We start from the raw sequence: 22,008 nt of genomic DNA, 5'->3' as shown, positions 1-22,008 counted from the left end.
CAACCTACGACGAGCGGCGCGGGTGGGTCGCCGCGGAGGCGGCCACCGCGGCGCCGACGTCGGGGTTGTCGGTGAAGAAGTCGTCCATGCCCGCTCGCAGGAACGTGCGGATCTCGCCGGCCAGGTCGCCGATGCCGGCCGGGTCGGTGGAGGAGCGGAACTGCAACGGCAGGAAGGAGTTCTCCCGGCGGAAGGTCCAGCCGGTCACCGTCAGGCCGGCGCGGTGCGCGTTGCCGATGGCCTCCGTCGGCCGTCCCAGGCTGCCGTCGGGCAGGCGCGGGATCATCACGTCCTTGCACATGCCGACGACGTCGGCGTAGCGAGCCACCTGCCGCATGCCGCGACGGGTCACCAGGTCGGCGTACGTCACTCCGGTGCCGGCCGCCACCTGGTCGTAGGGGGCGCCGGCGCAGTCGACGAGCTGGACCAGCTCGAAGCGGGTCATCGGGTCCAGGCGGCGCAGGTTGGTGACCTCGAAGCTCTGGATCATCGCCGGCGTGCGACCGGGACGCACGCCGTTGCGCTCCAGCGCCTCCAGCAGCGGGCGCTCGGCGGCCAGCCCGGCCTGCGCGAGGTAGGTGCTGTGCTTGATCTCCGGGATCACGCCGAGGGGCTCGCCGTCGCAGGTCTCGGTGCGCCGGGCGAAGGTCAGCACCTCGTCGAGGGTCGGGACCTGGTAGAGACCGTCCCAGGCGGTGTTGGCGGAACGCAGCTGCGGCAGCCGCTCCTTGGCCCGCAGCGTCTTGAGCTCGGCCAGGGTGAAGTCCTCGACGAACCATCCGGTCACCGGGCGACCGTCGACCTGCTTGGTGGTCTGCCGGCCCGCGAACTCCGGCCGGGCCGACACGTCGGTGGTGCCGCCGATCTCGGGCTCGTGCCGGGCGACGAGGATGCCGTCCTTGGTCATCACCAGGTCGGGCTCGACGTAGTCGGCGCATTGCTGGGCGGCGAGCTGGTAGGCCGCGATGGTGTGCTCCGGGCGGTAGCCGGAGGCCCCGCGGTGGGCGAAGACGGTGGGACCGCCGGTGCGCACCCGCTCGCGGCGCAGCTCGACGCGGATGATCTCGATGTCGTCGGGCTCGCCCTCGACGCGGGCGTCGTCGCCGGGGAAGTTGTTGTCGTTGGTGAACACGAAGCTGCCGTCGCGCAGCTGCACCACCGTCTCGTCGGAGACGAAGGGGAACGAGAAGGGGTCCCCGGTGCCGTAGCCGCCGCCCGCGCCGATGCCGTCGGGGTTGGCGATGTCGAGCAGGTCGAGCACGGGCTCGGCGACGAGGTGGCCGCCCGGCTCGGTCCGGTCGAGGTCGACCTCGACGATGCGCTTGGTCACCGCCTGGGCGCCGCCGAAGTTGTCGCGCTCGAGGACCAGCATGCTGTCGCGGCCGGTCATGAACGCGTCGCCGACGACGTTGCCGGCCTCCACGGTGCGGTAGACCCAGGTGCGGCCGGTGTAGCGCATCGTCCTGGTGTCGAGCTGGTGGATCCGGCGTACGCGCTGGTCGGTCTCCGCGGTCAGGGCACCCTCGAGGATCGGGTAGGCGTAGCGCGAGCCGTCGAAGGCCATCGCCTCGAACCCCTTGCTGGCCGGCAGCGTCGGCTGCGCGCCGTCGAGGTAGGGGTTCTGCGGCGACTGCACGCCAGGCAGGGGCACAGGGGCATCGAGCAGCTTGCCGCTGCGGTCGACGTGCAGCACGAAGGGGCCGAACTCCTCGCCGATCAGGAAGCTGCCGTCGCGCAGCCGGACGATCGACTCGATGTCGAAGTCCGCGCCGGTCAGCAGCCGCTCGGCGGTGTCCTCGTGGACGATCGGGAACGGCACCTTGTGGTCGGGGTCGCGGAACGACAGGAAGCGCGGCATGTCGACCGAGCCGTCCCCGCCGTCGTCGCCCTCGAAGTCGGGGCGCACCTCGTACATCCGCAGCAGGAAGTCGGCCGAGTTGGCCTTGGTGCCGAAGCCGTTGTCGGGCATCGCCCAGAACGTGCCGTCGCCGTTGTCCAGCATGGCGGAGAAGCCCGGCACGACCTGGCCGGGGAACGGGCCGGTACGCCCGTTGGCGGGCGTCATCTGCGCACCGGACGGGGGGCCCGGCGCGAGGTGGTCGGCGTCGATCGTGGCGCGACCGACGAGGGTCGGCACCTCGACCCAGCGGTTGCGGTCACGGTCGCTGCCGTGGCCGTCGGGCCGGTCGGCGTGGCTGGGAGTGGCGAGGAGGAGGGGGCTGACGAGCGCGGCGATGCTGGCCAGCGCCGTACGACGGACGGGAAGGGGCATGGCAGGTCCTTGGCTGGTTCCGAGTGGTCCGGGCAGGGAGAGGTCCCGGTGCGAGCCGCCGCAAGGGCGGCCCGCACCGGTTCGTGCGGGATGAGCGGACGTACGGGGTGGTGCCGGGTGAAGGAGTGCTGCGGGGTCAGTCGCGGGTGACCTGGACGACCGACGGACGCGGTCCGGCGAACTGTCCGGGGATCGGAGCGGTGCCGGCAGGGACGAAGTCCGGGAACCGGGACTGCGGCGCGTCCCAGGTGCCGTCCTCGCCGGGGTGCTGGACCGCCACGAACACGGAGCCGTCCTGGTCGTGGATCACCGGACCGCACGTCTCGGCGCCCGAGGGCACCGCGAGGAACTGCTGGACGCGACCGCGCTCGGGGCCCTCCACCGGCACCTTGAACAGGCCGTCGCTGACCTTGATCGCGCTGGGCTGGCCGTCGGTGGAGACCCACAGGTTGCCGCGACTGTCGAACGCCACGTTGTCGGGGCAGGAGATCGGGGAGACCGGGCCGGTCCAGCCGCCGAAGTAGGTGCCGGCGGAGGCGGCGTCGCCGCAAATGAGGAACAGGTTCCAGGTGAACGTCGACCGGGTGTGGTCGCCGTACGTCGGCAGGATCTCGACGACGTGACCGTCCTTGTTCGCCGCGCGCGGGTTGGGCTCGGTCGGCCCCTCCTTGCCCACCTTGCCGCGGTCGGTGTTGTTGGTGCACGCGACGTAGACGCGGCCGTTGTGCGTGCTGGGCTGCACGTCCTCGGGGCGGTCCATCTTGGTCGGCATCACGGCGTCGGCGGCGAGGCGGGTGAAGACGAGCACCTCCTCGATGCTGAACCCCGGCACCATCGACTGCCCGTCGCGGGTGAGCGGGATCCACTCGCCGGTGCCGTCGCTGACGCCGTCCTCGAGGCCGTCACCGCTGAAGCGTGCGACGGACAGATCGCCCTCGCTGAGCAGGGTCTTGTTGTGCCGGCGGTCCCACCAGCTGTCGCCGCGGCGGATGCGGTCGCGGGAGACGAACCGGTAGAGGTAGTCGAAGCGCTCGTCGTCTCCCATGTAGGCCACGACGTGCCCGTCGCGGTTGACGATGACGTTGGCGCCCTCGTGCTTGAAGCGACCCATCGCGGTGTGCTTGACCGGCGTGGACCGCGGGTCGCTCGGGTCGACCTCGACGATCCAGCCGAACCGGTTGGGCTCGTTGGCGTAGTCGGGGTTCGTGGCGTCCCACCGGGGGTCGATCGAGCGCCAGTTGCGCGCGTCCTGCGTGGCGGACAGGCCGTAGCGCGCCTCGCGGGGGTCGGTGCCGGTGGCCTTGAAGTACTGGTTGAAGTTCTCCTCGCCCGAGAGCACGGTGCCCCACGGCGTCGTCCCGCCGGCGCAGTTGTTCATGGTGCCCAGCACGCGGGTGCCGGTGGGGTCGGCCGCGGTCTTGAGCAGGTCGGAGCCGGCGGCCGGGCCGTCGACGGCGAACGGGGTGTCGAGGGTGATCCGGCGGTTGAGCCGGGCACCGGGGACGTACGTCCACTTCTCGCCGCGTCGGCGCCGCTTGAGCTCGACGACCGACATGCCGTGGGCGGCCCACGCGGTGCGGATCAGCGTCTCCGGGTCGGTCCCCGGGGGGAACATGATGCCCTCGTTGGTGTACTCGTGGTTGCACACCAGCAGCGCCCGGGTGCCCTGGCGGTTGGTCTCGATGATGTCGAGGTAGTCGTTGTTGTAGCCGAACTGGCCGGCCTGGGCCTCCGGCGTCTGGTTCGCCGGGTCGAACGTCGGCGCACCGCGCAGGATCGGGTCGCCCCAGCGGATGATCGTGTCCCACTCGTAGCCGGCCGGGACCGTGACGTCGTCCACCGTCACCGCGGCCGGGGCGATCGCCTCGAAGGCCAGGTCCTGGTGGTGGCCGTGGCCGTGGCCGTGCCCGTTGCCGTGTCCGTGGCCGTGGCCGCGACCCGCTGCTGCGGGGGAGGCGGACACCACGCCGAGGGCGGTGGCGGTGAGGCCGGCGCCGACGACGGTACGACGGCGCAGCGCCTGTGTCGCCACGTCGCGGAAGTAGGAGGTCTCGGTGGTGTTCGGGGCGGTGACGAAGCAGGCGTCGCCACACCGAAGGTGGCACGTCACCGCGCTCCGGTTGCCGTGGGTGCGGCCCGCCATCGGCAGGAGGGGGAGCAGGGGCCGCGGGGTCGTGTCGGTCATCGTTTCTCCGAGTAGAGGGGGTGCGGGGGCAGGTGCGACCAGCGGTGCTGATCGCCGGATGCGCAGCCCACTCTCGTACGCCGCTCGACCCCGTTGGAGGCCAGCAGGTGGACATCCAGTGAACGACTCGACAATCGTGCTGCGGACGCGGGTCGTCCGCGTTAGGCGCCGCGCGGCGCTTCGACCCCGGCGGCCCTGACATGCTGTGGGCCGTGATCCCCAGTCCCCGCCGTACGGCCCTGCTCCTCGTTGGCTGCCTCGTGCTCGGCAGCGGGGTGGCGCTGCTCCTGGCGGCGGACCTGGGCTCGGACGGCTACTCCACCTTCGTCAACGGGCTCTCGATGGCGACCGGGATCGACTTCTGGGTGGTCAACCTCGCCGTGGGCGTCGTCCTGGTGGCCCTGGCGGCACTGCGCCGGGTCCGCCCGGGCGTGGGCACGGTCGTGCAGGTCCTGCTGGTGGGTGTCACCGTCTCGGTGGTGCTCGGCCTGCTGGGCACCCCGGACGGGCTCGGTGTGCGGCTCGCCCTGCTCGCCGCCGCCTTCCCGGTCCTGGCCGCGGGCATCGCGATGTACCTGGGGAGCCGCACCGGTGCCGGTCCCGCCGAGGCGGCAGCGCTGGCCTGGGACCCGCCCGTGCCCTTCCGGTGGAGCTACAACCTGGTGCAGGGCGCCGGCGCGCTGGGGGGCTGGCTGCTCGGGGCGACCGTCGGGTTCGGCACGCTGGCCGTCGTCCTGCTGCTGGGGCCGGCCGTCGCCCTGGCCGGGCGGCTGCTCTCCCTCGACCTTCGCCAGGGCGATCCTGTCTAGGCTGGCGGCATGCTGATCGCGGAGTCCCTGTTCCTGCTGCTGCGGCGCGATGACGGCAAGCCCGAGAGTGCGATGGCCCAGCGCGGCTACGGTCTCGCCGCCGCGCTGGTCACCGACCTCGTGCTCGCCGAGCGGATCACGTTGAGCGACGACAAGGACCCGCGGATGACGGTCCTGGCTGCTGACCGGACCGGGCACCCGGCGCTCGACGCCGCGCTCGCCCGCCTGCAGGAGCGGGACGGCAAGCGGCTCTCGTCGCTGGTGACGGACGGCAAGGTGGCGGCCGAGTCGCGACTCGCGGAGGCGCTCGCCGCGGCCGGGGTGATCGAGGTCGAGGAGAAGCGAGCGCTCGGCCTGGTGCCGGCGAAGTATCCGGTGCGCGACCCGGAGCTCGAGCGCCGGGTGCGCGAGCAGCTGCGGGTGGTGCTGCAGGGCGGTACGCCGCGACCGGAGGACAGCACGCTGCTGGCGATCCTGCAGGGACTGGGGGTCGCGCCCAAGGTGCTGGCCGAGGAGAAGGGCACGTTGGGCAACCGCGACCTGAAGCGGCGCATCGAGCAGGTCTCGCAGGACGTCACGGCCGGCGAGGCGGTGGCCAAGGCGGTCGCCGCGATGAACACCGCGATCATGACGGCGGCGATCCTGCCGGCGATCGCCGCCGGCGGCGCCGCGTCGGGGTGAGCCCGATCGGCACCCGCTGGGTGCGGGTGGGCGCAAGGAAGGGCCGTGGGGGCCGCAGCTCACTGCGCAAGGGCTGCGGCCACCACGGCCAGGGTGGACGGGTCGGTCGGTAGCTGGGCGATCAGGCGGTGAGCTCGGCCGGCTCGCCGGACCGGCTTGAGCCGCCCTGGGCGATCTCGATCTTGCGGGGCTTCGCCTTCTCCGCGACGGGCACGACCAGCCGCAGGACACCGTCGGCGTAGGCGGCCTCGATGCGGTCGAGGTCGAGGTTGTCGCCCAGCACGAGCTGGCGGCTGAAGGCGCCGCGAGGCCGCTCGGAGGCCAGTGCCTCCCAGTCGCCGTTGCGAGCCACGCGCTCGGCACGCACGGTCAGGACGTTGCGCTCGACGTCGAGGTCGATGCTGTCCGGGCTCACGCCCGGCAGGTCGAACTCGATGACGAAGCGGTCGCCCTCGCGCCAGGCGTCCATCGGCATCACCGCGGGACGGTTGGTCGTGCCGAGCAGCTGTTGGGTGAGGCGGTCGAGATCACGGAACGGGTCCGTCGTGCGAAGCAGCATCGTCTCCTCCTGGTTCTGCCGGGTGGGCCTGTGGCCCACGACCTGTACTTGCTGTTACAGGTTTCTTATAGTCAACGCTTCAGGCAGAATCAAGGCTTCCAGCAGGGAAATTTCACGAAGAGGAGGACCGGGCATGACGCGGAGCGACCACGGCGTGTACGCCATCTCGGTGGCAGCCTCCATGGTGTCCATGGAGATCCAGAACCTCCGGGTCTACGAGCGCCGTGGGCTGCTGCGTCCCGACCGCACCGCCGGAGGCACGCGCCTGTACAGCGCCGACGACGTGGCGCGGCTCGAGCGGATCCGCGACCTGCTCGCCGACGGGCTCAACCTCGCCGGCGTCGCTCGAGTGCTCGAGCTGGAGGACGAGCTGGCCGAGCTGCGCGAGCGGGTGGCGGACGAGTCTGGCGCCGGGGGAACCCGGCGGGCCGAGTCAGCCTGACGCCGGCCGGCCGGTCAGCACGCGCACCGCGAAGTCCGTGGTGAAGTCGTTGTCGAGGAACCCGACCACCTTCGTCACCCGGTCCAGGTCGAGTGGCAGCAGGCCGCGGGAGCCCGGCACGTCGGGGGTGAGCCCCAGGTCGAGGTCGTCGCGACCGGACATCATCTCGACGTTGAAGTCGTAGCGCTCGCGCGCACCGGGCGCGCACAGTCGTCGTACGACGGTGGCGCCGATGCGGCGCCCGCCCGTCTCCGCCGACCAGTCGTCCATGGCGGCGAGGAGGGAGCGGCCCTCGTCGTGGTCGATGTCGGCCCACGCCGCGTCCATCGAGCCCGCCACGTCGAGCAGGATCGCGGCCGTCTTCTCCCCGATGCCCTGCACGCCGGGGAGGTTGTCGCTGGCGTCGCCGCGCAGCGCGGCGAACGCGAGGTAGTTGGCCGGGCGGACGCCGTACATGTTGAACAGCCGGGCCGGGTCGAGCAGGGGCGAGCCGTGGATGCCGCCGTCGATGAGCCGCAGCACCCGGGTGTGGCGGCTGATGTGGGCGAACGCGTCGCGGTCGGAGGTGATGATCACGCAGTCCCAGCCGTGGCGAGCGGCCCACGTGGCGCCGGACGCGTTGACGTCGTCGGCCTCGAGCCCGGCCGGCGTCAGCGTGGCCAGCCCGAGCGCGTCGAGCAGGGCCGCGGCTCGGTCCAGCTGGTCGACGAGCTGCGGGTCCTTCTCGGCCCGGCCGGCCTTGTAGTCCGGGTAGGCCTGGCGCCGCAGCGACGCGGTGCGGTCGTCCAGCCCGAACAGCACGGCGTCCGGTGCGAACGAGTCGATGGACTCCAGGATCTGCCGGAGCATCCCGTGCAGGGCCCAGATCGGGCGGCCCTGCCGATCCCGCAGGCCGGTGTGGGCGCGCGCGTGGTGGTTGCGGTGCAGCAGCGACGGCGCGTCCACCACGAGCAGCAGCCGGCGGTCACGTGGGGCGGTGGGAGTCATGAGGATCGGCCCCAGCCTAGTGTCCCGCGCACAGGGTGCTCGTAAGGTCTGACTGCCCGTCCCGTCCGTGCCTGACCCCCGAGGAGACGCCTTGATCTTCATCACCGCCAAGTTCGCCGTCCGCCCCGAGCACGCCGAGGCGTGGCCCGAGATCACCCGCGCGTTCACCGAGGCCACGCGGGCGGAGGAGGGCTGCCTGTGGTTCGACTGGTCGCGCAGCCTCGACGACCCCAACGAGTACGTCCTCGTCGAGGCCTTCCGCGACGGCGACGCGGGCGCCGCGCACGTCGGGTCCGAGCACTTCAGGGCTGCCCAGGCGGAGCTTCCGCAGTACCTCGCCGCGACGCCGCGCATCGTCAGCCAGACGGTCGAGCAGTCGGACTGGTCCGAGCTCGGCGAGATGGCGGTCGACTGAGCCCTCAGGGGCGCAGCAGGACCTTGCCGCGTCGCCCGGGCGCCTGGTTGGCCCGGACGGCGTCGGCGATCTCGTCCAGGGCGTAGACCCGCTCGACCGGCAGCGTCAGGGCCCCGGAGGCGAGGCCGTCGGCGAGCTCGCCCATCAGCCTCGAGCGCTTGTCGCGGTCCATCGCCGCGAAGACCTTGCTTCCCCAGAAGCCCTTGACGACGACCTGCTTGAAGATGACGTCGCCCGAGGCGATCTCGAGGGTGGGGGAGGCCATCGCGCCGAAGACGACCAGCACCCCGTCCTCGGCGAGCAGCGACACGACGTCGCCGGCGGCCGCGCCCCCGACGGAGTCGACCCCGGCGACGAGCGGGGCGTCGCCGACGATCTCACGAACTCGGTCGCGCCAGGCGTCGTCGTCGGTCGCCACGACGTCCCGGATGCCGTGCTCGGCCAGCTCGTCGACACCCTCGGCGCGGCGGACGAGACCCAGGACGTGGACACCGCGGGCGCGTGCCAGCTGGGCGACCAGGCGGCCGACCGCTCCGTTGGCGGCGTTCTGCACGCACCAGTCGCCCTCGGAGAGTCCGAGGAAGTCCAGCAGCGCGATGGCGCTGAACGGCATGGACACCAGCTGCGCGGCCGCCTCGTCCGCCATGCCGTCGGGCACCGGCACCAGGGCGGCGGCCGGCGCGACGATGAGCTCGGCCCAGGCGCCGAAGGTGCCACCCGTCGCCACCCGCTGACCCACCTGCAGGTGGTCGACGCCGTCGCCGAGCCTCTCGACCACGCCGACCGCCTCGGTGCCGGCGCGGGCCGGCATCTCCGGCTTGAAGCCGTAGCTGCCGCGCGCGGTCCAGAGGTCGTGGTTGTGGATGGGGGAGAGCAGGACCCGCACCAGAACCTGGCCGGGACCGGGCTCGGGGTCGGGGACCTCCTGGACGCTGAGGACCTCGGCGGGGTCGCCGAAACGGGGCTGGACGAGTGCGCGCACGGACTGCCTTTCGTCGGGGCTGGTGAGCCCAGTGAAACAGGGCCGTCCCACGCTCGGTGCGGCAGACTGGACAGATGGACCCAGGTTCGCCCGGCGTGGGACAGCAGCTGGAGGAGGCCATCCTCGAGCTGCTGGAGCATCGCGCACCCAGCGCCACCATCTGCCCCTCCGAGGCCGCTCGAACGGTGGCCCAGGCGGGCGGGACCGGCGGGGAGGAGGGCGACGGCGACGCCTGGCGCGACCTCATGCCGGCGGCCCGTGCCGCAGCCGGTCGACTGGTCGAGCGCGGCGAGGTCGAGGTGACGCAGCGCGGCCGGGTGGTCGACGTCGCCACGGCTCGGGGACCGGTGCGGATCCGCCGGCGATGAGGCGGCGACGCCCGCTCAGAACCCGCCCCAACCCCGCTGCCTATCCCGCTGCCTGTCCCGCTGCCTATCCATCACGGTATGTAGGCGAATGGGCACTTCCCCAGCGCAACTCGCCTGGGGAAGTGCCCATCGGCCGACATACCGTGATGAAGCACCAGGCGAGTGTCGGCGCCCCGGCTCGCGGGCAGGGGCTGCGGGACCGGTTCCCACGAGCAGGGCGGCGCATCGTCGACGGGCTGCTGGTCCACCTCGGCGCGTGAAGGTCCCCGCAGCGGTGTGTGAGCGGCCCCGGATGGGGTACTGCCGAGAACGACGTTGAGCAAGGGCGTCGTCCTCCTCTCTGCCAAGGGGATCGCCATGAGGCGTGCTGCACCCGACCCGACACCAGACCCTGTGCCGGGCTACGGGCCCATGGCGCTGTCTCCCGACGAGCACTGCGCCGTCCACCACTTCATCCGCCGCCACGGCCGCCGCCCGACCGCGGACGAGCTGGCGCTCGAGCTGCAGGGCCCCGGTGCCGGCGAGCGGTCGGCCGCGCCGCGGCCGGCGCTCCTGACCCGGATGCTGCGCCGCGACGTCGCCCGTCTGGTCAGCCGGCTGTGACGACCGACGGGGGAGCAGGCGGTGGCCAGCCGAGCGACCCCACTGCGCGCCCCGGCCGGGCCCGCGCCATCGTCGACGAGCTGGAGACGAAGGTGGCCCGGCCCCAGGACGCGGACGACCCGGACGAGACGGATCCCTGGCGCGGCGACGATCCCCACGCCGACGTCACGAACGCGAGCGGGCAGGGACCGGACGAGCCGCCGGACTGACGTCCGGTAGGCAGGAGCCGGGCAGCGTCAGGCCGGGGCCAGCATGGCGCCGTCGACCCACATCTCGACGAGCGCCCAGCCGTCCCCGTCCGGCGCCGCGACGCAGATCCGCCCGTCGTAGTGACCCTCGATGTTGCGCCACTCGAGCAGCAGGGCCGGCTGCCGCCCGTGCGGACCGTCGTACCACGCGTGCTTGAGCGGGGGCGGTGGTGACGCCGGGCCGGGCGGAGCCGGGTCCGGTGTGACCGCGCTCGGCGCGCCGGCCGACCGGGCCCGGGTGTTGGCGACGCGCTGCGCCAGGGTCTCGCCACGCCCTCGCCCCATGCCGCCCGCCATGCCCGGCACGCTACGCCCCAGGTGGGACACCGGCCTCGGAGTCAGGTGCCGCAGAACGTGCGGTAGGTGCCGAAGGACTCGGGCGCCGGGTCCGCGTAGCGGTCCAGTCCGGGGCGCTCGTCGTAGGGAGCGGCCACCACCTCGAGGAGCCGCTCGAACGGACCGAGGTCGCCCGCGGTGGCCGAGGTGAGGGCCTCCTCGACGAGGTGGTTGCGCGGGACGTACACGGGGTTCACGCGGTCCATCGCCGTGGCGTCCGGTCCGAGCGAGCGCCAGCGCTGCGTCCACGCATCGAAGCCGGCGAGGTCGAGGAACAGCCCGCGCGCCGGCTCGGCGTCACCGCGTGCCGCGGCGCCGAGGCTGCGGAACAGGGAGGTGTGATCCACGCGGTTGTCCTGGGCGAGCGTGACGAGGTCTCCCACGACGGTCGAGACGGCGGCGTCGTCCGCGTGGCCCGCCAGGCCCAGCTTGGCGCGCATGCCCGCCGACCAGGCGGCCGAGTAGCGTGGCCGGAAACCCTCCAGCGCCTCCGTGGCCACCGCGATCGCCGTCTCCTGGTCCTCGGCCAGCAGCGGCAGCAGCGCCTCCGCGAACCGGGCCAGGTTCCACTCCGCGACGACGGGCTGGTTGCCGTAGGCGTACCGGCCGCCGGTGTCGATGGAGCTGTAGACGGTGGCCGGGTCGAAGGCGTCGAGAAACGCGCACGGGCCGTAGTCGATCGTCTCGCCCGAGATCGTCACGTTGTCGGTGTTCATCACGCCGTGGACGAACCCGACCAGCATCCACTGCGCGACCAGCGAGGCCTGTGCTGCCACGACCGCCTCGAACAGCGCGAGGTACGGCTGCTCGGCGTCGGCGGCTCCCGGGTGGTGCCGCGCGATCGCGTGGTCCGCGACCCGGCGCAGGAGCTCGACGTCACCGGTGGCCCGGGCGAACTGGAAGGTGCCGACGCGCAGGTGGCTGCTCGCCACCCGTGCCAGCACCGCGCCGGGCAGGGCCTCCTCGCGGTAGACGGTCTGTCCGGTCGCGACGACGGCGAGCGAGCGGGTCGTGGGGATCCCGAGGGCGTGCATGGCCTCGCTGATGACGTACTCGCGCAGCATGGGTCCGACCGCCGCGAAGCCGTCGCCGCCGCGGGAGAACGGAGTGCGTCCCGAACCCTTGAGGTGCAGGTCGCGCAGCCGGCCGCCGTCGTCGACCAGCTCGCCGAGCAGCAGCGCGCGCCCGTCGCCGAGGCGGGGGGAGTAGCCGCCGAACTGGTGCCCGGCGTAGGCCTGGGCGACCGGCGTGGCGCCCTCCGGTACGACCTTCCCGCTCAGCAGGCCCGTCCCCTCCTCGCTCCGCAGCCACGCCGGGTCGAGCCCGAGCTCCGCCGCGAGGGACTCGTTGAGGGCGAGCAGGCGCGGAGCGGGGAACTGGTGCGCCTTCCACGCGAGGGCCATCTCCGGCAGCTCGCGCGCGAATCGGTTGTCGAGGGTGAGGGTGGGGGCCTGGGCCGGGGTCACCCTTCGACGATACGTCGGTGCCGGGTATCCGCCCGCGGGCGCCGGGTACGGACGAGGTCCGGCTCCCTCACCGGACGGAGCCCCACAGGGAGGGACACCGCCATGGCACGGCCCAAGACGACTCCGGAGACCGGATCCGGCATCCGGATGACCGACGACAGCCTGCGGGTGCGTCAGCTGACCCACTACCAGTTCTCGTGGACCGCCGGGGAGGGCGGCCGCGAAGGGGTGTGGACGCTCCAGCTCGTCCTCGACGAGGGAGCGTGGGAGGAGGTGCTGACGGTGACCGCGGAGGACGCCGACAACCTCCAGGACACCCTGCGCAACACTCGGACGGTGTACTACGACGTCGACCGCCGGGTGCTGATGTTCGGGGTGACGCGGACCGGCGAGTAGCCCCGGCGACCGGGCGCTACGGTGTGAGCACACGCTCGTGGGGAAGTGGTGAGGACCCGTGGTGGAGGACTACCCGGACGCCGACAGCGCCGGCAGCGACGACGAGACGGGCAGCGATCCGGCGCCGTCACGTGAGCCGCTCACCCGGGAGCGGATCGTCGCGGCGGCGCTCGACTTCATCGACGCCCACGGGTTGCCCGGGCTGACCATGCGCCGGCTCGGTGAGCGGCTCGGCGTGGAGGCGATGGCGCTCTACCGCTACGTCCCCAGCAAGGAGGAGCTGCTGGACGCGGTGGTGGACACGCTGGTCGCCGACGTCCGCTCGGACGCGGTCGTGCTGGACGTCCCGCGCGACGGCTGGCAGGACTTCCTCCAGCGCCTGGCCCACGGAGTCCGGCGCATGGCGCTGGCCCACCCGAAGGCGTTCCCGCTGGTGGCGTCCCGGCCTGCCGAGGCTCCGTGGCTGCGCCCGCCGCTGCGCAGCCTCGAGTGGGTCGAGACGTTCCTGTCCGCGCTGCTCGACGAAGGCTTCAGCGAGGACGCCGCCGTCGAGGGATACCGCGCCTACACCAGCTTCCTGCTCGGGCACCTGCTGCTCGAGGTCGCTGCGCACGGCGCCGACGTGGGACCGCTGGACGTGCTCGACGACCGGGCGAGCGACCCCGGCCTCGAGTCGTACCCGACCGTGCACCGGCTGCGGGCCTCGCTGTCCGAGGACCGGTCGGCCGTGGAGTTCGAGGAGGCGCTCGAGGCGCTGCTGGACCGGATGACGGTCGCGCGCAACCTGCCGCTCGACTGAGCTTCCTTCCGCTCGCGCGCTCCATCCTTCGGGGTGAGGTACCCGTCGTGCTCCTGCGTCATGGTTTACAACGTAAGACGCCTACTGGGGAGCACGGTGAGCGCGCTTCCCCGGGACGGAAGGAGCACCACCGTGGGTCCAGCACCGGTCGTCCACGAGCGCCCCGCCCGATCCGCCGGGCACCCGCCCGAGGACCTCATCACCGCCCATCTGGCGGCGGCACGGTCGATGGCCGCCCGCTACCGCAACCGCGGCATCGAGCTCGACGACCTGGAGCAGGTCGCGCTGCTGGGCCTCACCAAGGCCGCCCACCGCTTCGATCCCGACATCGGCCACGACTTCATGTCCTACGCCGCTCCCACCATCCGCGGCGAGATCCGCCGGCACTTCCGCGACGCCGGCTGGACGATCCGCCCGCCGCGCCGGGTGCAGGAGCTGCAGGCCCGCATCACGACCGCCTCCGACGACCTGGCCCTCACCCTCGGTCGCTCGCCGCGTCCCAGCGAGGTCGCGGCACACCTCGGCGCGGAGCTGACTGACGTGGTCGAGGCGCTGGCGGCGGACGGGTGCTTCACCCCGACGTCGTTGGACGCCACTGTCGGGGAGGACACGACGTCGCTCGGTGACTTCCTGGGCGAGCACGACCGGGAGTTCCAGAGGGCGGAGGCGCAGGTCGTGCTGCATCCTCTCGTGCGCCGGCTGTCCCCACGTGATCGCCGCATCGTGCACCTCCGCTTCTACGAGGACCGCACCCAGCAGGAGATCGCTCAGGCCGTCGGGCTGACCCAGGCACAGGTGTCCCGGCTGCTCACGCGGATCCTGGCCGAGCTGCGCGCCGAGCTGGCCGACCCGCCCTCGGCGGCCTGAAGGCGATCCGCCGGCGCGGCGTCGGTGCGCTCGCCCGAGCGGCGACAACCAACGTGCAGGTGGCTGCGTCACATGACTCGTACGACTCAGCCCCCGGCCGAGTGTCCACCTCACCCGGCACGAACGAAGGTCCTCCATGTCAGCCTCACGCCTCGTCGCGGCCAGCCTCTTCGCGCTGCTCGTGCCCATCACCCTCGTCGGCTGGGCCGGTCCCGGCTCCGCCACTGGCTCAGGCGCCGATCCCGGTAGCAGCTCTGCCGCTGACGCGGACGCCGGCTCCGTCGACGAGCCGGCGGCGAGCGTCTCGGTGCTGGTCGGCTCCGGGCAGCGGATCAGGCTCCAGGCGCTTCCTCAGATCGTGCAGCACGGGCGGGGGGTGGCCAGTCCCGACGCCGCGAGGGCGGCCATCACAGCCACGATCCGGCCGGCGCGGGCCGGCCGCCGCGTCCAGCTGCAGGTGCAGCAGGGCGAGGCCTGGGCGGTCGTGGCCACCACCGAGCAGGACGGCCGGGGGCGAGCCGAGTTCGCCTCGACGGCGGCGGTCGGGGGACAGGCCCAGATTTACCGGGTGCGGGCGATGGGCGCGCGGGGGCTCGCGCCGCTGACGAGCGGCACCGTGAGCACCGCCCGGTGGCTCGACGCGACCTGGACCGACGAGTTCTCCGGCTCGCACCTGCACCCGGTGTGGAACCACCGGGGCCGGGACTACGTGCATGGCAGTCGCCGCTCGTGCTCCAAGGGAGATCCGAGCGCGGTGCGCGTCGGTGGCGGCACCGTGCGGCTCAGCGTCGTCCAGGACCCGAGCGCGACCTCACGGTGCCGGATCCGGGGCCGCGACGCGGTCTCGGGCAGGTTCGCCTACCGCCTCAACGGCCACATCGGCACGGAGGGGTCGTACGCCTTCCGCTACGGCGTCGCGGCCGCGCGCGTGAAGTTCCACCGCCTGCGCGGTCAACACGGCGCCTTCTGGCTGCAGCCGGCCGGCGGCATGTACCCCGGTGCCCTGGGCAGCGAGATCGACGTCGTCGAGTACTTCGGCGACGACCATCCCCAGGGCGGCCTGGCCACGTTCGTGCACCGCTACGACGGCAGGCGGCGCATCTCCTCCGGCGGCTGGGTCCCGCGCCAGTCGTCGTTCCTGGCGAGCCGGCGCGACGGCTGGTCGAAGAGGTACCACGTCTTCTCCGTGGAGTGGACGCCGCGCACGCTCGTCTTCCGCATCGACGGCCAGGAGTCGGCGCGGATGAGCAGGGGCGTCTCCGACGTGCGCCAGTTCCCGATCCTCAGCCTGATCGCCGCCGACTACGAGATCCCGAAGATCAAGGCGCGACACCTGCCCCAGCACATGTACGTCGACTGGGTCCGCGTGTGGGAGACCGGGGCCGACGCGGAGCACCGGTCGTCTCCGGACTGATCGGCGAGTCCGATCCCCGGTTGATGCGCGATTCGGGTGCGTAGATCCGCGGTGGGCTGATCCGCCGTGGGCCGATCCGCGGCGCGCAGAACGCCCTGTGGTCGCGGGCGCCGCGCGGCCACGATGGCTGCATGAGCACCGTCACCACATCCGAACGCATCGAGGACGAGCTGGTCCGCCGCCTGATGCACCAACGCATCGTCGTGCTGGGGGAGGAGCTGCGCGAGGACAACGGCAACCGTCTGATGCACCAGCTGCTGCTGCTCTCGGCGGAGGACCCGCGCGCCGACATCAGTCTCTGGATCAACTCGCCCGGCGGGTCCGTCTCCTCCATGCTGGCCATCCACGACGTCATCCGACTGATCCCCAACGACGTGAGCACCCTGGCCATGGGCATGGCGGCGAGCGCGGGACAGTTCCTCCTCTCGGCCGGCACGCCCGGCAAGCGCTACGCCCTGCCGCACGCCCGAGTCCTGCTGCACCAGGGCTCGGCGGGGATCGGGGGGACCGCGGTGGACATCGAGATCCAGGCCGAGGACCTGCGGCACACCCGCGACACCGTGCTCGGGCTCATCTCCGAGCACACCGGCCAGAGCCGCGAGACCGTGGAGCGGGACTCCCGTCGCGACCGCTGGTTCAGCGCCGAGCAGGCGCTCGCCTACGGCTTCGTCGACCACGTGATCAGCAGCCTCGACCACGTGACCCCGGAGCGGCAGCGGACCATCGGCCTGGCGGGTGCGCGATGAGCGGCTACCCGATCCCCTACGTCGTGCAGCAGACGCCGCGGGGTGAGCGGACGCTCGACCTCTACTCGCGACTGCTGTCGGAGCGCATCGTCTACCTCGGCACGGAGATCGACGACGGGGTCGCGAACGCCGTGATCGCGCAGATGCTCCACCTCGCCTCGGAGAACCCGGAGCTGCCCGTCAACCTCTACATCAACTCCCCGGGCGGCTCCATCACGGCCATGCTGGCCATCTACGACGCGATGCAGTTCGTGAGACCTGCGGTCGAGACGGTGTGTGTGGGGCAGGCGGCCTGGACCGCCGCGGTCCTGCTGGCCGGGGGAGCACCGGGCAGACGGGCGATCCTGCCGCACGGACGCGTCGTGCTGCACCAGCCGGCGACGCAGGGTCGGGGCACCATCCCCGACCTGATCCTGGAGGCCGACGAGGTGGCCCGGGTGCGGCTGCTGCTCGAGGAGGTGCTGGCCCGGCACACCGGGCGTACGGCCGAGCAGATCCGGCAGGACACGGACCGGACGCTGGTGCTGCCGGGGTCGGCAGCCGTCGACTACGGCCTGGTCGACACCGTGCTGACCGAGCAGGGCCCCGCCCTGGTGTGAGTCGGCCCGGTTCAGGCGGGCGCGGTCAGGCGGCCGGGGTCAGGCGGCCGAGGTCAGGCGGCCAGGGCGAGCACGTCGCCCCTGGCCGCGCGGCCAGCCAGCTCGCGCACGCTCAGCCCGAGGGCGCCCGAGATGGCGTGGAGCATCTCCGACGAGGGGTCCTTGAGGCCGCGCTCGACCTCGGAGAGGTACTGCATCGAGACGCCCGCGCGCTGCGCGACGTCGACGAGGCGTTCGCCGCGGCCCAGGCGCTGGCGGTGCAGCTCGCGGCCGACCAGCTCGCGCCACAGCGGCTCGGTCGCCGGCTCGCTCGCACCGGCGTCGGGCGCGGAGTCGTGAGCGGACTGGTGTGCGGGGAACCGCAGGATGTCACCCATGGACCGAACCTAGCCCTCCCGCGCCGCGATGCGACGCCGTTCTGCTCAGGGCGGAACCGCTCGGGGCGCGGGCGAAGGGCTCGGGCGAAGGCTCGGGCGGACGCCCGGCGGGCGTGACGTCAGCCCTCGAGCCGCCGCGCGACGGTGAGGACGCGGGTGACGAGGTGGTCGAGGGCCGTGGCCGCGGTGTCGTCGATCCCGTCGGGGCCGGCGGTGACGCTGACGCCGTAGGGGTTGCCGTCGGTGAACTTCGTCTGGTCGGTGTAGCCGGGCGGCACGATGATCCCGCCGAAGTGGCAGAAGGTCGTGTGCATGGCCAGGATCGTCGACTCCTGCCCGCCGTGCAGCGTCGAGGCGGAGGTGAAGGACGAGTACACCTTGTCGGCCAGGTCGCCCTGCTGCCACAGCGGGCCGAGCGTGTCGATGAAAGCCTGGAGCTGGCTGGTGACGTGGCCGTAGCGGGTGCCGCTGCCCATGATGACCGCGTCGGCCCACGCGAGGTCGTCGGGCTCCGCGACGGGCTGGTCGGCCACGGACGCGGCATGGGCGGCCCATGCCTCGACGCCCTGCACCACCTCGTCCGGGGCGGTCTCCCGCACGCGGCGCAGCCGCACCTCGGCGCCCTGGGCCTGCGCGGTCTCGGCGAGGCGCGAGGCCATGGCGTGCGCGGTGCCGTAGCTGGAGTAGTAGACGATCGCGAGCTTGGTCATGACGTCGACGCTAGCAACGCCACCGGCGGTGCACCCCGTCCGCGAGGGTGGGCATCCGGCCGACGTCGGCCAGCCCGGGATGCCCGGCGTGGTTCGGGGTACGGGCCTGACCATGGACATCGAGATCGACCTGGTGGTCGACGGCACCACGCACTCGCTCTCCGTCGACACGCGCACCACGCTGCTCGATGCGCTGCGTGAGCGCCTGCAGGTCATCTCGCCCAAGAAGGGGTGCGACCACGGCCAGTGCGGGACCTGCACGGTGCTCCTCGACGGGCGGCGGCACCTCACCTGCCTCGCGCTGGCGGTGGCGCACGACGGCGCGGAGGTCGTCACCGCGGCCGGGCTCGGCAGCGACGGACTGCACCCCGTGCAGCGGTCGTTCCTGACGCACGACGGCTACCAGTGCGGGTACTGCACGCCCGGCCAGGTGTGCTCGGCGGTGGGCATGCTCGACGAGGTCGCGCAGGGACACCCCAGCCACGTCACCGAGGACCTCACCGCCGAGGTGGACCTCGACGACGCGGAGATCCGTGAGCGGATGAGCGGGAACCTCTGCCGGTGCGGTGCCTATCCCGGCATCCTTGCCGCCGTCCGAGAGGCGGCGCGCGGATGAGGGCGCTGGACTACCGGCGTCCCGAGTCCGCGCAGGAGGCCGTCGAGCTGGTGTCGAGCCACCCCGGGGCGAGGTACCTGGCCGGTGGCAGCAACCTCGTCGACCACCTCAAGCTGGGCGTCGCTGCCCCGGACGTGCTGGTCGACGTCAGCCGGCTGCCGCTCGACGACGTCGAGGAGGTGGAGGGCGAGGACGGAGCCGTGCTGCGCATCGGAGCCAACGTCCGCAACAGCGACCTCGCGGCGCACCCCGTGGTCCGCTCGCGCTTCCCGGTGGTCGCCCGGGCCACGCTGGCCGGCGCCTCGGGCCAGATCCGCAACCAGGCGACCACGGCCGGCAACCTGCTCCAGCGCACCCGCTGCGTCTATTTCCAGGACGTCACCACCGCGTGCAACAAGCGGAAGCCGGGCACCGGCTGCTCCGCGCTCGGCGGCTACGCCCGCTACAACGCGATCCTGGGCGCGAGCGCCCACTGCGTGACGACCCACCCCTCGGACCTGGCTGTCGGCCTCGCTGCCGTGGACGCGACCGTCGTCGTGCTCGGCGTCGAGGGTGAGCGGCGGATCCGGCTCGAGGACCTGCATCGCCTGCCCGGCGACCGCCCGGAGGCCGACACCACCCTCGCGGCCAGCGACCTCATCACCGCGGTCGAGCTGCCGATGGTCGACACCGACACCCGGTCGACGTACGCCAAGGTGCGCGACCGCGCCTCGTTCGCCTTCGCGCTCGTCTCCGTCGCCGCGACGCTGCGCATGGAGGGGGACCGGGTGGGGGAGGTACGGATCGCCTGGGGCGGGGTCGCCCACAAGCCGTGGCGCGCGCGCCGGGCCGAGGCGGCGCTGACCGGCGGCGGCATCGAGGAGGACGCGGTCCGCGCGGCCGTGGACGAGGAGCTCGCCACCGCCACGACCGACGACGGGACCGCCTACAAGGTGGCGATGGTGCGCAACACGACGACCATGACGCTGCTGCGCCTGGCCGGGGAGGTGCGGCGATGACCGAGCAGCGCACGCGCGGCATCGCCCCGCGCTCCATCGGCACCTCGCTCGACCGGGTGGACGGGCCGGAGAAGGTCACGGGGCTGGCGGCGTACGCCGTCGAGCACGGTGCGGACGAGGGGGTGAGCGCGCCGTTGAGCGTGTGGCTGGTGACCTCGACGATCGCCAAGGGCCGGGTGAGCCGGGTGGACCCGTCGCGAGCGCTGGCCCATCCCGGCGTCACCGCCGTGCTCGACCACACGAACGCGCCTCGCCTCGAGCAGACCGACAACGGCGAGCTGGCGATCCTGCAGGACGATCGGGTGGGCTTCCGCGGCCAGGTGGTCGCGCTGGTCCTGGCCGAGACGTCCGAGGCGGCCCGCGAAGGTGCGGCGCTGGTGGAGGTGTCCTACGAGCCGGAGCCGCACGAGGCCGAGCTGCGCGAGGACAACGCGACGTACAAGCCGGACAAGGTCAACCCGGCGATGGAGACCGACACCGACGAGGGGGACGTGGACGCGGCCCTCGCGTCGGCGCCGGTCCTGGTCGAGCAGACGTACCGCACGCCCTACGAGCACAACAACCCGCTGGAGCCGCACGCCACCGTGGCCTGGTGGGCCGAGCACGAGGGCCGCGAGGTCCTCTCGATGTTCGACTCGACCCAGGGAGTGCACGGCGTCGTCCAGGCGCTGGCGCCGATGCTCGGGCTCGAGCCCGACCAGGTGCGGGTCCGCGCGCCCTACGTCGGGGGCGGGTTCGGCAGCAAGGGCGAGGCGCACGCCCACGTCATGGCCACGGTGCTCGCCGCCCAAACAACCGGGGGACGCCCGGTCCGGCTGGCGGTCACCCGCCAGCAGATGTTCTCCCTCACCGGCTACCGCACCGCCACGATCTCCCACATGCGCCTCGGGGCCGGCGCCGACGGCAGGCTGACCGCGATCGAGCACGCGGTGCAGGAGCAGACGTCGGTGGTGCGCGAGTTCGCGGAGCAGACCGCGTCGCCGACCCGGATGCTGTACGCCGCGCCGCACCGACGCACCAGCCACCGGCTCGCCCGCCTCGACGTCGCCGTCCCGTCGTGGATGCGAGCCCCGGGCGAGATGCCGGGCATGTTCGCCCACGAGGTGGCGATGGACGAGCTCGCTGTCGCCTGCGGTCTGGACCCGATCGTGCTGCGCGAGCGCAACGAGCCCGACCTCGACCCGGAGACCGGCAAGCCGTTCAACGACCGGCGACTGGTCGAGTGCCTGCGCCGCGGGGCGGAGCGGTTCGGCTGGGCCGACCGTCCGCCCGAGCCGCGGGCCAGGCTGGACGGGGACTGGTGGATCGGCACCGGCGTCGCGTCCGCGACGTACCCCGCCATGAAGCAGCCCGGCAACACCGCCCGGGTGACCTCGCTGGAGGGCGGCCGCTACGAGGTGGCGATCGGCTCGGTCGACATCGGCACCGGCGCCCGTACGGTGCTGACCCAGATCGCGGCGGACGCGCTCGACGTGGCCCCGACGGACGTGGAGCTGGCCATCGCCGACAGCCTCCTGCCCTCCGCGTCGGTCGCCGGCGGGTCGTCCGGGACGAGCTCCTGGGGCAGCGCGATCGTCGCGGCCGCGCAGCTGTTCCGGGCCGACCACGGCGCCGTACCCGCCCCGGGGCTGCACACCACGGCCTCCGCCGCCGACGACCCTGCATCCGAGGCCTACGCCTTCCACTCCTTCGGCGCCGTCTTCGCTGAGGCGCGCGTCAACCGCTGGACCGGCGAGGTGCGGGTGCCGAGGCTGCACGGCGTGTACTCCGTGGGCCGGGTGATCAACCCGAGGACGGCTCGCTCCCAGCTCGTCGGGGGACTGGTCATGGGGCTCTCCGCGGCGCTGTTCGAGGAGTCGCACCGCGACCCCCGCTTCGGGCACGTCGTGACCCAGGACCTCGCGACCTATCACGTCGCCTCGCACGCCGACGTGCTCGACGTCGACGCCGAGTGGCTCGAGGAGTCCGACGAGGCCTTCACGCCGATGGGGTCGCGCGGCATCGGCGAGATCGGCATCGTGGGCACGGCGGCCGCGGTCGCCAACGCCACCTTCCACGCAACGGGCACGCGGGTGCGCTCGCTGCCGCTCACCGCCGACCACTTCCTGGAGTAGAAACGTCCGGACGGCCCGG

25 protein-coding genes are annotated in these 22,008 nt (G+C 72.8%); 16 read left to right on the top strand and 9 right to left on the bottom strand.

Annotated features, from left to right (window positions below; all coding sequences use genetic code 11):
* Window positions 1-4: 4 nt before the first annotated feature.
* Entirely contained in the window at window positions 5-2,272 is a 2,268-nt protein-coding gene (locus tag J3P41_RS16765; protein ID WP_210651644.1) for an esterase-like activity of phytase family protein, read from the bottom strand.
* 136 nt (window positions 2,273-2,408) lie between these two features.
* Window positions 2,409-4,457 (bottom strand): PhoX family phosphatase, encoded by a 2,049-nt coding sequence (locus tag J3P41_RS16760; RefSeq protein ID WP_210651643.1) that lies wholly within the window; start codon window positions 4,455-4,457, stop codon window positions 2,409-2,411.
* A 212-nt stretch (window positions 4,458-4,669) separates the two neighbouring features.
* Here J3P41_RS16760 and J3P41_RS16755 point away from each other — a divergent pair, with 212 nt between their 5' ends.
* Together J3P41_RS16755 and J3P41_RS16750 are read left to right on the top strand one after the other, a co-directional pair.
* Window positions 4,670-5,266, top strand: coding sequence for a hypothetical protein (locus tag J3P41_RS16755; protein WP_210651642.1), 597 nt, complete (start codon window positions 4,670-4,672; stop codon window positions 5,264-5,266).
* A 9-nt stretch (window positions 5,267-5,275) separates the two neighbouring features.
* A complete protein-coding gene (locus tag J3P41_RS16750) occupies window positions 5,276-5,947 on the top strand; it encodes a GPP34 family phosphoprotein (protein WP_210651640.1) in 672 nt (223 codons plus the stop codon).
* A 121-nt stretch (window positions 5,948-6,068) separates the two neighbouring features.
* Here the strand turns inward: J3P41_RS16750 and J3P41_RS16745 are convergent, their stop codons facing one another.
* On the bottom strand, window positions 6,069-6,506 hold the full coding sequence (locus J3P41_RS16745) for an Hsp20/alpha crystallin family protein (RefSeq protein WP_210651638.1): 438 nt from the start codon (window positions 6,504-6,506) through the stop codon (window positions 6,069-6,071).
* A 133-nt stretch (window positions 6,507-6,639) separates the two neighbouring features.
* Here J3P41_RS16745 and J3P41_RS16740 point away from each other — a divergent pair, with 133 nt between their 5' ends.
* Window positions 6,640-6,948: a MerR family transcriptional regulator gene (locus tag J3P41_RS16740; protein WP_210651636.1), complete on the top strand. Its 309-nt coding sequence runs from the start codon at window positions 6,640-6,642 to the stop codon at window positions 6,946-6,948.
* On the opposite strand, the gene J3P41_RS16735 is transcribed toward J3P41_RS16740, so the two are convergent.
* Window positions 6,940-7,935 carry a 5'-3' exonuclease H3TH domain-containing protein gene (locus J3P41_RS16735; RefSeq protein WP_210651634.1) on the bottom strand — a complete coding sequence of 332 codons (996 nt, stop codon included), beginning with the start codon at window positions 7,933-7,935 and terminating at the stop codon, window positions 6,940-6,942. The genes J3P41_RS16740 and J3P41_RS16735 overlap by 9 nt on opposite strands.
* A 91-nt stretch (window positions 7,936-8,026) precedes the next feature.
* Here J3P41_RS16735 and J3P41_RS16730 point away from each other — a divergent pair, with 91 nt between their 5' ends.
* Window positions 8,027-8,350, top strand: a complete 324-nt coding sequence (locus tag J3P41_RS16730) for a putative quinol monooxygenase (RefSeq protein WP_210651632.1) — start codon at window positions 8,027-8,029, stop codon at window positions 8,348-8,350.
* Window positions 8,351-8,354: 4 nt separating this feature from the next.
* On the opposite strand, the gene J3P41_RS16725 is transcribed toward J3P41_RS16730, so the two are convergent.
* The gene (locus J3P41_RS16725; protein WP_210651630.1) at window positions 8,355-9,332 is read right to left on the bottom strand and encodes a zinc-binding dehydrogenase; all 978 of its coding nucleotides are present in this window, start codon (window positions 9,330-9,332) and stop codon (window positions 8,355-8,357) included.
* A 74-nt stretch (window positions 9,333-9,406) separates the two neighbouring features.
* Between J3P41_RS16725 and J3P41_RS16720 the strand changes: the two genes are divergently transcribed.
* The 3 genes from J3P41_RS16720 (at window position 9,407) to J3P41_RS16710 (ending at window position 10,512) form a co-directional block, all read left to right on the top strand.
* Window positions 9,407-9,700 carry a DUF3253 domain-containing protein gene (locus J3P41_RS16720; protein ID WP_210651629.1) on the top strand — a complete coding sequence of 98 codons (294 nt, stop codon included), beginning with the start codon at window positions 9,407-9,409 and terminating at the stop codon, window positions 9,698-9,700.
* 357 nt (window positions 9,701-10,057) lie between these two features.
* Window positions 10,058-10,303 (top strand): hypothetical protein, encoded by a 246-nt coding sequence (locus J3P41_RS16715; RefSeq protein WP_210651628.1) that lies wholly within the window; start codon window positions 10,058-10,060, stop codon window positions 10,301-10,303.
* Window positions 10,300-10,512, top strand: coding sequence for a hypothetical protein (locus J3P41_RS16710; protein WP_210651627.1), 213 nt, complete (start codon window positions 10,300-10,302; stop codon window positions 10,510-10,512). The genes J3P41_RS16715 and J3P41_RS16710 overlap by 4 nt, the downstream gene beginning before the upstream one ends.
* A gap of 27 nt (window positions 10,513-10,539) precedes the next feature.
* On the opposite strand, the gene J3P41_RS16705 is transcribed toward J3P41_RS16710, so the two are convergent.
* Together J3P41_RS16705 and J3P41_RS16700 are read right to left on the bottom strand one after the other, a co-directional pair.
* On the bottom strand, window positions 10,540-10,848 hold the full coding sequence (locus tag J3P41_RS16705) for a hypothetical protein (RefSeq protein WP_210651626.1): 309 nt from the start codon (window positions 10,846-10,848) through the stop codon (window positions 10,540-10,542).
* A gap of 41 nt (window positions 10,849-10,889) precedes the next feature.
* A complete protein-coding gene (locus J3P41_RS16700) occupies window positions 10,890-12,353 on the bottom strand; it encodes a YdiU family protein (RefSeq protein ID WP_210651625.1) in 1,464 nt (487 codons plus the stop codon).
* Window positions 12,354-12,455: 102 nt separating this feature from the next.
* On the opposite strand from J3P41_RS16700, the gene J3P41_RS16695 reads away from it, so the two are divergent.
* The 6 genes from J3P41_RS16695 to J3P41_RS16670 all read left to right on the top strand — a co-directional run bounded on the left by J3P41_RS16695 (window position 12,456) and on the right by J3P41_RS16670 (window position 17,174).
* A complete protein-coding gene (locus J3P41_RS16695) occupies window positions 12,456-12,749 on the top strand; it encodes a hypothetical protein (protein ID WP_210651624.1) in 294 nt (97 codons plus the stop codon).
* A 61-nt stretch (window positions 12,750-12,810) separates the two neighbouring features.
* Entirely contained in the window at window positions 12,811-13,548 is a 738-nt protein-coding gene (locus J3P41_RS16690; protein ID WP_210651623.1) for a TetR/AcrR family transcriptional regulator C-terminal domain-containing protein, read from the top strand.
* Window positions 13,549-13,680: 132 nt separating this feature from the next.
* Window positions 13,681-14,415 (top strand): SigB/SigF/SigG family RNA polymerase sigma factor, encoded by a 735-nt coding sequence (locus J3P41_RS16685; RefSeq protein WP_210651621.1) that lies wholly within the window; start codon window positions 13,681-13,683, stop codon window positions 14,413-14,415.
* A 136-nt stretch (window positions 14,416-14,551) separates the two neighbouring features.
* Entirely contained in the window at window positions 14,552-15,829 is a 1,278-nt protein-coding gene (locus J3P41_RS16680; RefSeq protein WP_210651620.1) for a glycoside hydrolase family 16 protein, read from the top strand.
* A 131-nt stretch (window positions 15,830-15,960) separates the two neighbouring features.
* Complete coding sequence (locus J3P41_RS16675; RefSeq protein ID WP_210651619.1) at window positions 15,961-16,575, top strand: ClpP family protease; 615 nt, start codon at window positions 15,961-15,963, stop codon at window positions 16,573-16,575.
* Entirely contained in the window at window positions 16,572-17,174 is a 603-nt protein-coding gene (locus J3P41_RS16670; RefSeq protein WP_210651618.1) for a ClpP family protease, read from the top strand. Before J3P41_RS16675 ends, J3P41_RS16670 begins: the two co-directional genes overlap by 4 nt.
* Before the next feature lie 53 nt (window positions 17,175-17,227).
* Here the strand turns inward: J3P41_RS16670 and J3P41_RS16665 are convergent, their stop codons facing one another.
* Entirely contained in the window at window positions 17,228-17,551 is a 324-nt protein-coding gene (locus tag J3P41_RS16665) for a helix-turn-helix domain-containing protein (RefSeq protein WP_210651617.1), read from the bottom strand.
* Window positions 17,552-17,670: 119 nt separating this feature from the next.
* The gene (gene wrbA / locus J3P41_RS16660; protein ID WP_210651616.1) at window positions 17,671-18,261 is read right to left on the bottom strand and encodes an NAD(P)H:quinone oxidoreductase; all 591 of its coding nucleotides are present in this window, start codon (window positions 18,259-18,261) and stop codon (window positions 17,671-17,673) included.
* Between the two features lie 112 nt (window positions 18,262-18,373).
* On the opposite strand from wrbA, the gene J3P41_RS16655 reads away from it, so the two are divergent.
* Genes J3P41_RS16655 through J3P41_RS16645 form a run of 3 tightly spaced genes read left to right on the top strand, consistent with a single transcriptional unit; the run spans window position 18,374 to window position 21,989 of the window.
* The gene (locus J3P41_RS16655; protein WP_210651614.1) at window positions 18,374-18,877 is read left to right on the top strand and encodes a 2Fe-2S iron-sulfur cluster-binding protein; all 504 of its coding nucleotides are present in this window, start codon (window positions 18,374-18,376) and stop codon (window positions 18,875-18,877) included.
* Complete coding sequence (locus J3P41_RS16650; protein WP_210651612.1) at window positions 18,874-19,875, top strand: xanthine dehydrogenase family protein subunit M; 1,002 nt, start codon at window positions 18,874-18,876, stop codon at window positions 19,873-19,875. The genes J3P41_RS16655 and J3P41_RS16650 overlap by 4 nt, the downstream gene beginning before the upstream one ends.
* Window positions 19,872-21,989 (top strand): xanthine dehydrogenase family protein molybdopterin-binding subunit, encoded by a 2,118-nt coding sequence (locus J3P41_RS16645; RefSeq protein WP_210651610.1) that lies wholly within the window; start codon window positions 19,872-19,874, stop codon window positions 21,987-21,989. Before J3P41_RS16650 ends, J3P41_RS16645 begins: the two co-directional genes overlap by 4 nt.
* Window positions 21,990-22,008: the final 19 nt, after the last annotated feature.

This window comes from Nocardioides sp. SYSU D00065 (assembly GCF_017916425.1).
Taxonomy (GTDB): domain Bacteria; phylum Actinomycetota; class Actinomycetes; order Propionibacteriales; family Nocardioidaceae; genus Nocardioides.
This window is presented reverse-complemented; position numbering and strand designations above follow the sequence as displayed.